This window comes from Paenibacillus ottowii (assembly GCF_050516475.1).
GTDB classification, from domain to species: Bacteria; Bacillota; Bacilli; order Paenibacillales; family Paenibacillaceae; genus Paenibacillus; species Paenibacillus ottowii.
The window spans coordinates 250,823-265,330 of the sequence record NZ_CP191577.1 but is presented as its reverse complement, the minus strand read 5'-3'; the positions used below and the strand labels follow the sequence as shown (position 1 = coordinate 265,330).

Sequence of the window (14,508 nt, the reverse complement as noted above, 5' to 3'; positions counted from 1 at the left end):
AATAACAATGTACTCACGCTTACTTGATAGCGTTTACATTTGCTCCTGTCGTTATTTTCCCAAAAGCAGAGAAACATTGGAATACACAAATCAGATTTCAAAGGTTTAAAAAACAGAGGGACTCAGCAGCTCATCCCCGTTCGTGTGATTTAATGTACTCGGAGGGTGTCATACCTGCCCATTTTTTGAATACCTGGCTAAAATATTGCGCGTTACCGCCGAAGCCGAACCATTCCGCCAGCTCAAACACCTTTACGTCTCCCGTCTCCCGAATATGCTCAGCCGCGCGTTCGATCCGGTAACGATTTACATAATGTGAAAAGTTTTCACCTGTCACTTTTTTGAAAATTTTCCCTAAGTAGTCGGAATTCATATAGAGCATTTGCCCCGCCACTCCGTTCAGCGAGAGATCGGATTTTCTATAGTTTTGTTCAATAATCGTGATCATTTTATCGACCGTGGAAGATTGGCGGTATACATTGTTTTTATAATAGATTGCAGTCATTCTTTCAGCTGCTTCCTGTACAAAAGATTTGAGACATGCCAGCGTTTTCTGCTCCGCCAGCACGACCATTCGGCTCGTAAACGCCGCCCGCTCTTCTTCAGGACATATACGGATCATGGCCGCATAGAGCTGTAGCACATAGGAACGGGTTACGGAGATTTCCAGCTTCATACGGGACAGGATGCCGAATAGCCGATCCACCTCCTGTACAACTTCCTCCCTATTTCCAGCCTTGATCAGCAGACCGAACTTCTCCTCGTCCAGCTCCAAGTCTGCCATCTCCCGGGTATCCTCAGCCGCCAAATCGTCCTTCGTAATGAGACTGCCCTCCCCGGTGTAAAAGCGGTGATTCATGCAATGCAATGTCTCCCGGTACATTCCCCGCGAATGCTGCATGCTATCCGACTCGCTGACTGCTACGGTCACCTCCAGCTTATAAAAACGGTGAAATGTCGTACGTACCGCTTCAATCTGTTTCATAAATCGAGACGTGTCATCTTCACTTTCCAGCACAATCAGTAGCTGCCCTTGCATGGTCGTACTGAGCAAGACATGGTCCATTAAATCTCCTGCTATATTTTGCAACGCAAACAAATGCTCCGGCTCGTGTGACTCCTCCACCCGCAGCAGCAGCATTCGAACCTGCTTATTTTGCAACTCCAGACCGAACAAACGCTCATAAAAAGCGATATCACGGCTGCCGTAAGTTTTATAGGAAATAAACTCCTTCAAAAAATGCTCCTTCACATGTGGCAGCATACGCTGAAAATCAAGCTTCATCCGATTCACAAACTGCTTGCGTTCTTCCTGTTCCTCCCGCTCCTGTCCCAGCTCGGTCAGAGCCTCATGAATTTGCCGCTCATTGCAGGGCTTCAACAAGTAGTGCTTCACCCCGTATTGCATGGCCCGACAGGCATAGTCAAAATCTTTGTAGCCAGACAACAAAATAAAACGAACGTCTGGAAAATGCTCCGTCGTTTTGGCAACAAGCCCGATACCGTCCAGTCCTGGCATAGAAATATCGCTGATCACAAAATCAGGCGGGCTGGCCTGGATTTGATCATAGGCCTCGATCCCATTACGTGCCGTTCCTACCAGCCTTGTTCCTGCCTTGCCCCAATCGACCACCTGTGATATGCCTTCCAAAATCATACGCTCATCATCAACCAGTAGCACCTTGTACACGACCCTGATCCCCTTTCACATATGGAATACAGACATGAATTAACGTTCCTGTTCCTGACTCGCTATGCAGCTCGATCCCCCAGGGTGTACCAAATGTCAGGTTAATCCGTTCTTGAATATTCGCAAGTCCAATGCCCCGCCCACGGGTGGTGATCTGTCCACTCCGCAGCCTTTCCAAAAAATCCGGGGTCATTCCAGGACCGTCGTCTTCAACCCGCAGGGACAATGCCCCCTCGCTTTCTCTCACGACTATAGTGATCCGGCACGGTTCAATACGCGGCTCCAGGGCATAATGGATCGCATTCTCCACCAAAGGCTGAAGCGTTAGCTTCGGGATTTGCGCGTCCATCAGCTCTTCCGGGACATCCAGGTGGAAATCAAGCCGCTCGTCAAAACGTGTTTTTTGGATCGTTACGTAGCTCCTCACGATATCCAGTTCTTTTTGAAGCGGAATCAACTGCTCCTCAAAGCTGACTGTGCTGCGTAATAGAAAAGCAAGTGCTTCCACCATCTCTGAAATCCGATCCTGCTTATTGGCCTTGGCGAGCCAGTTCACAGACTCTAAAGTATTGTATAGAAAATGTGGATTAATCTGTGCCTGAAGCGCCTTCAGCTCCGTTTCCCGCAGCAATAGCTGCTTGGCAACATTCTCATTAATAAGCTCGCGGATGCGGCGAATCATCTTCTTATACGTCCGATGCAAGAGGCCTACCTCATCCTGTGTGGAAAGGGGGACGGCCCCAAGCGCTTCCTCTTCCAAACGATCGAGATCGCCTTTTTCTATTTTACGCATGTTCTGGATCAACTGAACGATCGGCTGGGTAATGCTGCCTGATAACCTTGCTCCCAGCGCCAGTGCAATAAGTAGCATAATGACAAAAATTGCGCTTACAATTTCTTTGATTATCGTAATACTGCGGAACATGTCATCAAAGGGAGTGATATGTAAATATGTCCAACCCGTATAAGAGGATTTGATTTGAGCGGCAAAAAAGGTCCCGCCTGTATAGGTTGCAATCCCGTAAGGCTGCTTCCGTCCAAGCTCTGCCTGAATATCGCTCTCACTCAAAAGCGGTGTTTCGGGATAAATCATCCGTCTTCCGTCTGTAATCATCAGCTGTCCATCACGGCCGGAGGTCTGCACACGATCCGCTACAATCCGGTCAATTCGCACACGAATCGCAAGCGTTCCGAGCCCATTCAGCGTAAAATTAGAATCGGTAAAAGATTTGAATTGCCGTGCAGCCAGCAAGGAGGAATGACCTGCCGCATACCATGCATGGGAGCCGTCATATTCGTCTGCCAACTTCGTCATGGTAGATCGCAGCTCTTGGGGGATACCTTCGCGGTTGCCCGCACTCATAACCTGTCCCTCTTTGTCGATCACCATCATAGAATAGACATAGGTTTCAGAACCGGCGAAGGCAATAAGCCTATTCGTTATTTTTTTACGCAGCACCATTTTGACATAAGGTGATGTTTCCTTTTCCAACTGGAGCAAATAACGCTGAAGCTGCTCGTCCGTTATGACCTTAAAAGTAACTTTTTCAACATCCTTCAGTTCATTTTCAATGCCGATTGAAGAAATATTGAGTACTTCAGATGTCTTTTTGTACATTTGATTATCATAAATATGAAATACGTATTTAAGTATGACTGCAACAACCGCAAAGTTAACCAGCATGAGCACCGTAATCAGCAGCACCATCTTATGATGGATTCCGGCATTTTTGTAAGCGCTCTTAAAATAGGTGATCAGCACATGTCGCCTCCTTCGCTCCTCCTGCCCGGTCCAGCTCAACATGGAGAAAACTCCATATATTATACAAAATACCCCATGCCTTGGTCATTCGGCAAGAGGTATTTAGGGGGTGCTTAGCGTTGATCGGTTGCTTTCGATTTGTCCGCCTTGCTCATATATTCGTCATATCGGTCATCAAGCTCACGTGCCATCTTCCGGTATTTACGGGTCTCCTCGACAATCGGGTCCATTTGAGTCTGAACCCGCACCTCATATTTGGGGCTGAGTCGTTCCCGTTTTTTGGCCTCATTCTCACGAATTTCGCCTTCCGTCAGCAGTTCACTGAGCTGGCGTTCCAATTCTTCGGATTGGCTCATCGCGATTTCCTCCTTCAGGATGATGGTGTACGCAGTATTATAACCCAGTTGCGTCTGCTTCTTTCAGCACTTGAATAAGTTGAGAATGAATAGCTGTATTCGTAGCTACAACATGTCGTACACTCAGGTCATAAGGCCTACCCAATGTGTCTGTGATGGTGCCTCCTGATTCCTGTACCAGCAAAGCGCCCGCAGCCACATCCCAGGCATTCAAACCAATTTCGCAATAAGCAGACAGACGTCCTGACGCCACATAAGCCAGATGCAAGGCTGCCGAGCCGAGCGCTCGAATGCCACGTACCTGTGGTGTAAGAACCTGTGTAATTTTCATATTCAATGGTTGTGCATACGTACGATCCGGTGGGAAACCGATGCACACCAGACTATCTCCCAACGTTTCTTCTCTCGACGCTTGCATACGATTGCCGTGGACATATGCGCCTTTTCCTTTTTCCGCTACAAACATTTCATCACGGGACGGATCATAAATGACCCCAACAATCACCTCGCCACGATGGGCCAGGGCAATAGACACACTGTAGTACGGCAGACTGTGCACGAAATTGGTCGTGCCGTCTACCGGGTCAATAATCCATAAATATTCCTCTTCACGGGCAGCCTCTAATGCTCGTGCAGAAGCTTCGGCTCCCGGCTCTACCCCTTCTTCACCCAAAATAGCATGATCGGGAAAATGGGTGAGAATGAGTCGGCGAATCATCTGTTCTGCACCTTTATCTACCTCGGTCACTAGATCGGTCGGCGACTGCTTGGTACTCAATTGTTCAACCGTTCCCAGTTTGCTCTTAATCCATTCCCCGGCCTTGGAAGCCGCATTAATAGCCACGGCCGTATAGCTTTTTCCTGATACGATATAGGGAACCTTTTCGTTTTCATGTTCGTTCAACGTGTTCACTCTACTTTCTATATCATTGTTACGTGGTTAATGAATCCTGCGCTGTAGCACAGTCTCTTAACCATCTCTGTTTCAGTGCAAGTTTGCTAGTTTGCACATTCTAGTATACACAATAAGGTTCATAAAGTTTCACTATCTGGAAGCATTATCCGCAAAATACTACTTTTTAAGGCGTAATTTCTATGGAAGCTCCATCCAACACTTTGACCCCATTATCTTCATGAAGGCGCAGTTCATTCATTAATCCAAACAATGCTTCATCCTTAAGCTTGGCTTCGAGCATAACATCGAGTCGATCCGTATATCCAGCAATATTACGCAAAAAGGTAAGCAATGGCTCCACTTGAACACCATCTGCATGACCACGTGGGTCTTTTTCACTTTTGGGACTGGATGCATGGATTTTGGGCGGTAATGGATGATCAGCAGAAGATCCAGCTTGAGCCAATTCCCCTTTCCAGGTGTCCAATATATCCGGCCATAGCTCCCACGGCTTCTCCCCCTCGTTGTTGACCCATTGATGATGGATATCAAGAACCATCGGCAAGCCTGTTAATTTACAAGCTTCCAGTGTTTCCACCGCATTGAACGTTTTATCATCATTTTCCAATGTTATCCGTTCTCTTAATGAAAGATCCAGGGCATTCACTTGCTCTACAAAACGCTGACCTGAGGTCACCTTATCTCCGTAGGCACCACCCATATGAATGTTGTTCTTGGCTTCGGCACCGAGTCCCATGGCCTTCAGCATCGCCACGTGGTACTTCAGATCATGAATGGAGCTCTGCAACACTTCAGGTCGAGGAGTACTCAACACTGTAAAATGATCGGGATGAAACGATACCCTCATTTTATTCGCCTTGACATAGTCTCCCACCTCTGCAAAGTCAGTAGCAAGCGCCTGAAACGGGTCCCAGTCCCGCAGATCCTGATGGGTCGCGAGCGGAATCAGCTTGGATGAAAAACGATAGACCTGAATATCATTCGCACGATTATGGCGCAGCAGCCTCAATGTATTATGGAGATTTTCGGCTGCAATCCGTTCTAGCTTGCGGATCGCGGCTTCCCGGTCTCCGATTTTATTAAAGCTGGCCATGGTCATGGTTTTAGAAGGGGATGCATTTTGCACGGTAACCGACATGGCAACATAACCGAACCTTACAATCATAGTGTCCTTCCTTTCAGCAGTTCGCAGTAGATGGCAGGGCCGCTTTCTATCTGTGACCTTAACCCCTTTTCTACTGATCATACCCGGAAAAGCATCCGCTGATTCGGTGTATTGCACAAACTGTGGAAAGGAAACAACTAGGATGGCTGCTGTGCTCCAAAAAACATTTCATCCGCCAGTGCAGTCTGAATTCTGGATTCCTCTTCGTTCAGCTTACGAATGAGGGTCATTTCTACCTCGGTCACTTCGTCACCTTGGAAATTGATTTCAGCGATACAGCCCACAATCTGAACGATGGCTACTGCCACGTTATCCACGCTGTAAGCGATGACCTTCTGTCCTGTCGGAAAAACGCGCAATCCGGATTTAACCATTTTGCCACGTCCATATTCCAGCAATTCGTAAAGTTCTTGCTCGCTCTTGAATTTGCACACCGAGTTAAATTCAGTTTGAAAGCCCATGTGTAGCCGCCACCTTTCATACTTATAGGTTTAATAAAATGCTCAAGTATGTCAATATATGAAACAAAAAGGAGAGTGATTAGCTCCCCTTCGTTTTTCGTTTTTATAGGTTCTCATAGTGCAGTGCCGACCTGCGTTCATAACGCTCCATTGCAAGAGCAATCATGCGATCCAACAGACTTGCATACGATACACCCGTTTCTCTCCACAATAATGGATACATACTGAAAGGTGTAAAGCCAGGCATCGTATTCACTTCATTAATAAGAATATGTCCGTCTGAGCGTCTTACGAAGAAATCTGCACGGGAAATCCCGCAGCCTTCCAGAGCGCGGAAAGCTTGCAATGCGGCTTCACGGATCCGATCTGCCACTTCCTCATCCAATGGGGCCGGAATGAGCATTTCCGATTGACCATCGGTATATTTGGCAGCATAGTCGTAATAATCACTCGACGAAACAATTTCACCCGGTACCGAGGCAATCGGCTCGTCATTGCCAAGCACGCTGACCTCAATCTCACGGGCATCGACGTACTCCTCGACAATCACCTTCAAATCGTATTGTAGAGCCAGGTCTACAGCCTTTTCCAATTCTTCTCGGTTACTGGCTTTGGAAATACCGACACTTGATCCCAGATTGGCTGGTTTGACAAAGCAAGGATAACCTAACTCTGTTTCTATGTTGCGCACCAAGTCATGACCGGTTTGTGCCCACTGTGTGCTATTAAAATAGCAGTATTTCACTTGCGGCAATCCCGCATGCTCAAACAGCTTCTTCATGACGCCCTTATCCATACCTGCTGCCGAAGCCAGCACTCCTGCCCCGACATAGGGCATATCGGCCATTTCGAACATACCCTGAATTGTTCCGTCCTCGCCAAAAGTGCCGTGCAACAGCGGAAACAGTACATCCAGCGTCTGCTCTCCGTACAGCTTGCCGAACAACGTATCTAATGCCGCCTTGGTACCGCCCTCAGCGTGCTCCAGCTTCAATTGCTCTACAGTAGTCAGAGGCGCACTTAACAGTGTGCCTCTACGCCAATCGCCAGCCTTCGTAATATAAAAAGGAATAATCTCGTATTTCTCATAGTTAAAAGCGTTCATTACTGCATACGCCGTTTGCAGCGAAACCTCGTGTTCGCCTGATTTACCACCGTACACCAGCCCTACGGTCAATTTTTGATTTGCCATGCCTATCCTCCGCTTTCCTGCTTTCGTCATTGTGCCTGATTTGCGTCACTGTACCTGTTTTCCATCATCTCATTTAAAAATAGTCGGCGATGTGATAAAAGCGATATACCGTATTGTCCGTCCATGCATACGAATTTTTATAGTCCCAATAACGATGCCTGGAGCTTACCGTATGTGCATTGACCAGCGGCATGCCGCCAGCATCAAAGGCCGTTACCACCGTGCTGTGCTGGAAAGTTCCGTCACCATCCCAATCGTAAAAAATGACGTCCCCCAGCATGAGCTGCTCCGGTCGGCTCACCTGCTCCGCGGTCAACCCCCAGGAGCTGGAGCCCAAATACCGCTCCAGACTGTTGGAAACCGCCCAGCTATAGCTCCACAGCTCACGTCCAGCGACCCGTCCTTTATACCACCAGCCCGATTCTCTTTTACCAGTATAGTGGATCGGTGCGCCACCTGCAAAGAGGCACTGCGAGATATAATTGGTGCAATCCACATCAAATCCCTCAAACTCCGGGTTAAAGCTATCCCACCACTGATCTGCATAGGCCGCTGCTTCTTCACGGCGATATCGGCTGGGACGTGCTGACGAACCAAAGCCCAGCACACCACGATTCAGCAGCGGCAGACTTCCCCCCTGATTGAACGACGCTTGTTCAAAAGGAACCTCTCCTCCCGCCGGCTTTCGTTCTGCCGGATCGCGCTCGATCCTCGTCACCTGCCAGGCTTCGCCCTCGCGTGTAAACGTCAGACGCTCCCGTTCAATCCTATCCTCCCGGTGAGTCATGCCGCCCTTTTCATAAAAGAGCCGTACATGCAGCTGTACGTCGACCACTGCTTCATCCGGAGCATCCTGCACGATTCGCAGCGGCTTGGCACGTGTCTCGCTGCGTAGGGGAACGGCGTCCCGCTCGTTGTACCACTGCTCCAATCTGGCCGCACGTGCTGCCCGCTCCATTCGCTGGCCCACCTCCAGGTACTCATCCGGCTGTGGTATACCATTTACCTCACTGCGATTGTACTGATTGACGTAAGCAAAAAGGGCCTGTTTCCATTCCCGCTCCCCCATCCCTATCCCTCCATTTTTCGTCTCGCTATCGTTATTCGGGGATAACCACGCTGATCTATAGCTTTCTGGTCTGATATGCTCTCTATCTATAAGTATGAATCTTTAAAGCTTGGTATGAACATCGAAACGCCGGAGAATGGAACGTTTTGTTTTCAAGCCTGACACGCATAATTTAGGTCAAAAAAACTTTACGGAACCGTCTGAAAACGGTATACTTAATCCAAAAGCAATCATTTTGAAATCATGTTTCATCTAATGAAACAAATCGCATTCATCTCAAACTCTTAACTTTCCATGAACCACTGAAGATGAAATTGAGAACGTAACCAATTCAAACCAAATGTGCAAGACGTCGAAAAAAGACATTCCTATTTTCCCGCAAGCAGCCACTTCAAGGAGGTAATACTTATGTCAGGAAAAGATCAATTCTCCATTGCCCGTAGTCTGGAAGTCAACGGGAAGCCTTATCGCTACTACAGTCTTAAAGCACTGGAGGAACAAGGAAAAAGCGGTGTTGCCAAGCTGCCTTTCTCCATTAAAGTGTTGCTGGAAGCTGCGGTTCGCCAATTTGACGGACGCGCCATTACGGAAGAACATGTGCAGCAGCTGACAGGCTGGGCTGAGGATCGTGACAACAACAAGGAGATTCCGTTCATTCCGGCACGCATTGTGCTTCAGGATTTCACTGGCGTTCCGGTGGTTGTCGATTTGGCGGCCATGCGTGATACGGTGAAAAAAGCAGGCGGCGATCCGAAACAAATCAATCCGCTCGTTCCTGTCGATCTCGTAATTGACCACTCGGTCATGGTTGATGCTTTCGGTACCAGTGACGCGCTGGACTACAATATTAATGTAGAGTTTGAGCGCAACGAGGAACGGTATCGTTTTCTGCGCTGGGCACAAACAGCATTCAATAACTTCCGTGCGGTGCCGCCGTCCACCGGTATCGTTCATCAGGTTAACCTGGAATATCTCGCTTCCGTAGCCGCCACCAAAACTATCGACGGCGAAACCGTTGTTTTCCCGGATTCCCTCGTGGGAACGGACTCCCATACGACGATGATTAACGGACTGGGTGTCGTAGGGTGGGGTGTCGGCGGGATTGAGGCAGAGGCGGGTATGCTCGGGCAGCCGCTGTATTTTGTCACTCCGGATGTGATCGGCTTCAAGCTGACAGGCAGCCTGTCGGAAGGAGCTACCGCTACGGACCTGGCGCTGACCGTTACGCAAATGCTGCGTAAAAAAGGCGTAGTCGGCAAATTCGTAGAGTTTTACGGCCCAGGTCTGGCCAACATCAGCTTGGCTGACCGTGCGACCGTTGCCAACATGGCACCGGAATACGGCGCAACGATCGGCTTCTTCCCAGTCGATGCCGAAACGCTGGCTTACCTGCGCAGCACCGGACGTTCAGATGAGCAAGTCAGCCTCGTAGAGGAATATTACAAAGCACAAGGCATGTTCCGCACAGCTGATACTCCGGACCCTGTGTTCAGCGATACGATTGAATTGGACCTGGCTTCGGTTGTACCAAGTCTTGCTGGACCCAAACGTCCGCAGGATCGCGTTGAGCTGAGCCGCATGAAGGAAACCTTCGAAGGCATTATCCGTACCCCGGTGGACAAAGGCGGCTATGGACTGAGCGATGAAAAGATTGCTCAGAAGATTCCGCTGACCCATCCAGACGGCTCTACCAGCGAGCTGGGTACTGGCTCAGTCGTGATTGCAGCCATTACAAGCTGCACGAACACCTCCAACCCAAGCGTTATGGTGGGCGCAGGCTTGCTCGCCAAAAAGGCAGTACAACGCGGACTCAAAAAGCCAGGCTATGTTAAAAGCAGCCTGACACCAGGCTCCCTCGTCGTGACGGAGTACCTGCATAAGGCCGGACTGATCGAACCGCTGGAAGCTCTCGGTTTCCACGTAGCAGGCTATGGCTGCGCGACCTGTATCGGTAACTCCGGGCCACTTCCTGACGAAGTAAGCCAGGCCATTACAGACAATGATCTGACCGTGGCCGCAGTTATTTCCGGTAACCGGAACTTTGAAGGCCGTGTGCATGCGCAAGTCAAAGCCAACTATCTTGGCTCACCGCCGCTGGTTGTCGCTTACGCGCTGGCAGGTACGGTGAATATTGATTTGACGAATGACCCGCTCGGTTATGATCAGGATAATCAGCCTGTCTACCTGAAGGACATCTGGCCTACTTCCGAAGAAATCAAGGAAGCAATCAGCCTGTCTCTCAGCCCTGATATGTTCCGTCGCAAATACGAAAATGTATTTACCGCCAACGAAAAATGGAATTCCATTCCAGTTCCTGAAGGCGAACTATATGAATGGGATGAAAATTCAACATATATTCAAAACCCGCCATTCTTTGAAGGGCTTCAAGATGGTGTGCAGGATATTAAGGAAATCCGCAATGCCCGTGTACTTGCCCTGCTGAATGATTCGGTCACGACTGACCATATCTCACCAGCAGGCAACATTGCCCCTTCCAGCCCGGCAGGGCTGTACTTGAAGGAGCATGGTGTAGAGCGCAAGGACTTCAACTCCTACGGCTCCCGTCGCGGTAACCATGAGGTCATGATGCGCGGTACATTCGCCAATATCCGTATCCGCAACAATGTTGCTCCAGGGACCGAAGGCGGCGTGACCAAATACTTGCCAACAGATGAGGAAATGTCCATCTATGATGCGTCCATGAAATATCAGGCAGCCGATCAAAACCTGATCGTTATTGCCGGCAAGGAATACGGCACAGGCAGCTCCCGTGACTGGGCGGCCAAAGGTACGCTATTGTTAGGTGTTAAAGCCGTCATTGCTGAAAGCTTCGAGCGGATTCACCGCAGCAACCTGGTCGGCATGGGTGTATTGCCGCTGCAATTCCAGGAAGGCTATGGCTGGTCCAGCCTGGGTCTCAACGGTCGCGAAACCTTCGACATCCTCGGCATTGACAATGACGTGAAACCAGGTCAAGAACTTACGGTTGTAGCCAAACGCGAGGATGGCACCAAGTTCGAATTCCCAGTCACTGCTCGTCTGGACAGCACCGTCGACATCGACTACTACCACAACGGTGGTATCTTGCAAACCGTATTGCGTCAAATGATTCAAGCGTAATAATCGAGTGTATAATGAAAATCCCCTCCCAAATGCGATGTAAACTGCAATTGAGAGGGGATTTTTTACATGCTTCAAGCCTTCAAAAGAAAACATATGCCAAGGATTGAAAACACCAGGGTTATAAGAAGTGTGAAGAGACCAGGCAGGCTTTCAATGATTGCAGAACCTTCTTCGCTCTTGAACTGACGTCTGAAAAAAGGCTGGAGAAAAAGCATAATCACAAAAGCTATGAAGCTAAGTGCACACAACAACCATACTTCAGGGGAGGATTTGTCAACAAAACGGTCAGCCACATCATTGAAATTGTAGTGAATTGCTATATTTCGCGGCATTGTCGGATAGATAAACAAGTAAATGCTGAAGGGCACAATAGAAAAAAGAAAAGACAATATATTAGAAATATTTAATCTACTTCGCATGAAAATCCTCCTTTTAGAGCTAAACGATTTATATGATACACAGATCAGCAGTCTATATTTTTACTTCCCTGGCTTAGTAAGAGAGAAATAATAAAACTAATCAGCGTGGGCAAAAAAGAGGCGAGTACCATATACGCATTAACTTCTTGTCCTAATCCTATAGCGATCCCTATTAAGCCAAAAGCTATCCAAATATGAGCAGAGATGCGATGTGTCTTCTTCCATGCCCTTTCATTGGAAAGCAGCCAAGGGAACTTTAGTCCGATTAGACGATTGGGTGTTATGGTAGCAAAAGATATTCCTATTGCTAAATGTAAAGTAGCCGACAAAAATAAGGCTAATTTTAATGTGCTGAATAGAATTCCACCCGAATATTTGAACATGAGTGCAAGGAAAATCAAATCAAGTACAATAAACACACTTGCACAAATCTTACGATAAGAAGCGAGCATACGTTCAGTAAAGGTGTCTCTATGCTTTGAATACCTTGGATTCAGTACTACGATAACCAGTGTTAAAACCATAGTAACTAATGGAAAATACAACAATGCTATACGATCGCTAGCGGAATGAAACGAGGAGGAAAACAAAGAAAAATTTATAACATGCAGCACAATAAAGAAAATAGACACATGCATCCACGGCTTCTTGAATTCTTCTTTTACATCATAGTTGTTTTTACTCTCCTCCATCCCGCTTACACCCTCCATATAACAGAAATTGAGTGACTCCACTTTATTATGCATATTTTCCAAACCCAAAAATGAAATAAACATCACAACAGCAAAAAAAAGCCGACCCTCTCAGGACCGGCTTCCAACTGTACTCTCTTATATCTTACCTTCGTATGCCAATTACTTCGAAATATCCAAAAAGCCCTCTCCGAACACGTCCCGCACGTCATGAATGGTGATAAACGCTGTTGTATCGATAGCTTTTACGATCTTTTTAAGCGCTGATACCTCTTGTTTGCTAATGACAATATATAAAACTTCTTTTGGGTTTTTAGTGTAATATCCGTGGCCTGACAGGACGGTAACCCCACGATCCATTTTCGTAATGACCATCTCGGCAATTTGATCTTGGTGCTCCGAAATGATCATAACCGCTTTTTTCGGATTCAGCCCTTCAATCATGAAGTCCATCACCTTCGTACCGACATACAAAATAACGATGGTCAGCATCAATTTCTCCGGGCCAATAATAAAATAGGAAGAGAAAGCGACGATCAAATCAAAAAACAGCAAAGCATAGCTGATATTCCAGTCCAGATACTTGTTGGCAATCCGGGCTAAAATGACTGTTCCCGCCGTTGTGCCACCTACCCGTACGATTAAACCAATTCCAACCCCTATCATAACTCCGGCAAATATAGCATTAATCGTCGGCTCATGCGAATCAATCCGCCAGTTGACCGTTAAATGTAAAAACAATGAGTTAAAAGCAACCGCAATTATAGTGTACAGGGTCGTTCGCTTGTCCAAAAATTTATATCCGACAATTAACAGCAAGCCATTAATCACCAGATTGACGATCGAGGGAGACCACTGAAACAGGTAGTACAAGATGATCGTGACCCCGGTAACGCCCCCCTCGCCAAACTCATTCGGGAGCACATACAGATTAACAGCCAGCGCAAATAAAAAAGCACCTACAATAATAAATACGATATCTGCAATACTTTTTTTCATATATGTTCTAATCCTCTCTCTAACATTTCAGCGGATGAATTGCCAGATGGATTGGCTGACTCTTCTTGCCAAAATACGCTGACAACCAGTTCATGGTATCCACTCCCCAACATAAAGTCAATACAACTTTGACACTTTAATTCGCCACCAGACTGCCTTAATCCAACTTTAGAATTTGCCAAAATCCCGCTTAAACAAGCTTATTCGACAAAAAAACACAATCCCGACTGCTAAACTAAGAAAGCGGGCCTCAAGCCCTTGTTTTTATCCTAGGCACATTTTCCCCTAAAATGACCATCCTCCTAATACACATTTTGGACACCTACGACCATCTTCCTGTTTTATGGCAAAAGCGTTTTACTTTGGATAAATGCGGGTATAATGATTGAAACATTACCAAGCAACCTACACGGCATTACGACATCAAGTACATATAAATAGTCCTATACAGACGTCCTAAGCAACTCAATCTGAATTTGACAATACGGAATTGGAGGAATGACCCACATGAACACAATGAACTTAACTGTCCACACCCTGATGCCTTTTCACCACCAATACCAACGTGCCAACGCGGTGAGTATGCAGAAGAAAGAAGACAGCTCGGAGAAGAAGCTCAGCTTTCAGGACATTTTGAATGAAAAAATGGGTAAAAAATAAAGTG

Annotated in this window: 13 protein-coding genes; 2 read left to right on the top strand and 11 right to left on the bottom strand. The window is 47.3% G+C overall.

The features are described 5' to 3' along the window. Positions 1–130: 130 nt before the first annotated feature. The 8 genes from ACQQ6X_RS01210 to ACQQ6X_RS01175 form a co-directional block, all read right to left on the bottom strand. A complete protein-coding gene (locus tag ACQQ6X_RS01210; protein ID WP_305167715.1) occupies positions 131–1,690 on the bottom strand; it encodes a response regulator transcription factor in 1,560 nt (519 codons plus the stop codon). Continuing rightward, positions 1,668–3,494, bottom strand: a complete 1,827-nt coding sequence (locus tag ACQQ6X_RS01205; protein WP_305167714.1) for a sensor histidine kinase — start codon at positions 3,492–3,494, stop codon at positions 1,668–1,670. Before ACQQ6X_RS01205 ends, ACQQ6X_RS01210 begins: the two co-directional genes overlap by 23 nt. A 71-nt stretch (positions 3,495–3,565) precedes the next feature. Then, positions 3,566–3,808 (bottom strand): hypothetical protein, encoded by a 243-nt coding sequence (locus ACQQ6X_RS01200; RefSeq protein WP_063211582.1) that lies wholly within the window; start codon positions 3,806–3,808, stop codon positions 3,566–3,568. A gap of 37 nt (positions 3,809–3,845) precedes the next feature. Further along, positions 3,846–4,712, bottom strand: a complete 867-nt coding sequence (locus ACQQ6X_RS01195) for an inositol monophosphatase family protein (RefSeq protein ID WP_305167713.1) — start codon at positions 4,710–4,712, stop codon at positions 3,846–3,848. Between the two features lie 175 nt (positions 4,713–4,887). After that, entirely contained in the window at positions 4,888–5,889 is a 1,002-nt protein-coding gene (gene uvsE / locus ACQQ6X_RS01190) for a UV DNA damage repair endonuclease UvsE (RefSeq protein ID WP_305167712.1), read from the bottom strand. Positions 5,890–6,026: 137 nt separating this feature from the next. Continuing rightward, a complete protein-coding gene (locus ACQQ6X_RS01185; RefSeq protein ID WP_063211576.1) occupies positions 6,027–6,350 on the bottom strand; it encodes a hypothetical protein in 324 nt (107 codons plus the stop codon). A gap of 103 nt (positions 6,351–6,453) precedes the next feature. Further along, positions 6,454–7,542 (bottom strand): D-alanine--D-alanine ligase, encoded by a 1,089-nt coding sequence (locus ACQQ6X_RS01180; RefSeq protein WP_305167711.1) that lies wholly within the window; start codon positions 7,540–7,542, stop codon positions 6,454–6,456. 73 nt (positions 7,543–7,615) lie between these two features. Further along, positions 7,616–8,611: an amidase domain-containing protein gene (locus ACQQ6X_RS01175; protein WP_063211573.1), complete on the bottom strand. Its 996-nt coding sequence runs from the start codon at positions 8,609–8,611 to the stop codon at positions 7,616–7,618. A gap of 408 nt (positions 8,612–9,019) precedes the next feature. Here ACQQ6X_RS01175 and acnA point away from each other — a divergent pair, with 408 nt between their 5' ends. Next, positions 9,020–11,731: an aconitate hydratase AcnA gene (gene acnA / locus ACQQ6X_RS01170; protein WP_305167710.1), complete on the top strand. Its 2,712-nt coding sequence runs from the start codon at positions 9,020–9,022 to the stop codon at positions 11,729–11,731. Between the two features lie 74 nt (positions 11,732–11,805). On the opposite strand, the gene ACQQ6X_RS01165 is transcribed toward acnA, so the two are convergent. From ACQQ6X_RS01165 to ACQQ6X_RS01155, 3 genes are all read right to left on the bottom strand, one after another. Then, the gene (locus tag ACQQ6X_RS01165; protein WP_305167709.1) at positions 11,806–12,153 is read right to left on the bottom strand and encodes a DUF1648 domain-containing protein; all 348 of its coding nucleotides are present in this window, start codon (positions 12,151–12,153) and stop codon (positions 11,806–11,808) included. Between the two features lie 44 nt (positions 12,154–12,197). After that, entirely contained in the window at positions 12,198–12,845 is a 648-nt protein-coding gene (locus ACQQ6X_RS01160) for an SdpI family protein (protein ID WP_305167708.1), read from the bottom strand. A gap of 162 nt (positions 12,846–13,007) precedes the next feature. Beyond that, the gene (locus tag ACQQ6X_RS01155) at positions 13,008–13,844 is read right to left on the bottom strand and encodes a YitT family protein (protein ID WP_305167707.1); all 837 of its coding nucleotides are present in this window, start codon (positions 13,842–13,844) and stop codon (positions 13,008–13,010) included. Between the two features lie 507 nt (positions 13,845–14,351). On the opposite strand from ACQQ6X_RS01155, the gene ACQQ6X_RS01150 reads away from it, so the two are divergent. Beyond that, complete coding sequence (locus tag ACQQ6X_RS01150) at positions 14,352–14,504, top strand: hypothetical protein (protein ID WP_010348453.1); 153 nt, start codon at positions 14,352–14,354, stop codon at positions 14,502–14,504. Positions 14,505–14,508 lie beyond the last annotated feature (4 nt).

Excerpts from the sequence above, each read along its gene's own strand:
- ACQQ6X_RS01205 (WP_305167714.1), bottom strand. The coding sequence starts at position 3,494 with ATGTTGAGCTGGACCGGGCAGGAGGAGCGAAGGAGGCGACATGTGCTG.
- ACQQ6X_RS01200 (WP_063211582.1), bottom strand. The coding sequence starts at position 3,808 with ATGAGCCAATCCGAAGAATTGGAACGCCAGCTCAGTGAACTGCTGACG.
- uvsE (WP_305167712.1), bottom strand. The coding sequence starts at position 5,889 with ATGATTGTAAGGTTCGGTTATGTTGCCATGTCGGTTACCGTGCAAAAT.
- ACQQ6X_RS01185 (WP_063211576.1), bottom strand. The coding sequence starts at position 6,350 with ATGGGCTTTCAAACTGAATTTAACTCGGTGTGCAAATTCAAGAGCGAG.
- ACQQ6X_RS01180 (WP_305167711.1), bottom strand. The coding sequence starts at position 7,542 with ATGGCAAATCAAAAATTGACCGTAGGGCTGGTGTACGGTGGTAAATCA.
- ACQQ6X_RS01175 (WP_063211573.1), bottom strand. The coding sequence starts at position 8,611 with ATGGGGGAGCGGGAATGGAAACAGGCCCTTTTTGCTTACGTCAATCAG.
- acnA (WP_305167710.1), top strand. The coding sequence starts at position 9,020 with ATGTCAGGAAAAGATCAATTCTCCATTGCCCGTAGTCTGGAAGTCAAC.
- ACQQ6X_RS01165 (WP_305167709.1), bottom strand. The coding sequence starts at position 12,153 with ATGCGAAGTAGATTAAATATTTCTAATATATTGTCTTTTCTTTTTTCT.
- ACQQ6X_RS01160 (WP_305167708.1), bottom strand. The coding sequence starts at position 12,845 with ATGGAGGAGAGTAAAAACAACTATGATGTAAAAGAAGAATTCAAGAAG.
- ACQQ6X_RS01155 (WP_305167707.1), bottom strand. The coding sequence starts at position 13,844 with ATGAAAAAAAGTATTGCAGATATCGTATTTATTATTGTAGGTGCTTTT.
- ACQQ6X_RS01150 (WP_010348453.1), top strand. The coding sequence starts at position 14,352 with ATGAACACAATGAACTTAACTGTCCACACCCTGATGCCTTTTCACCAC.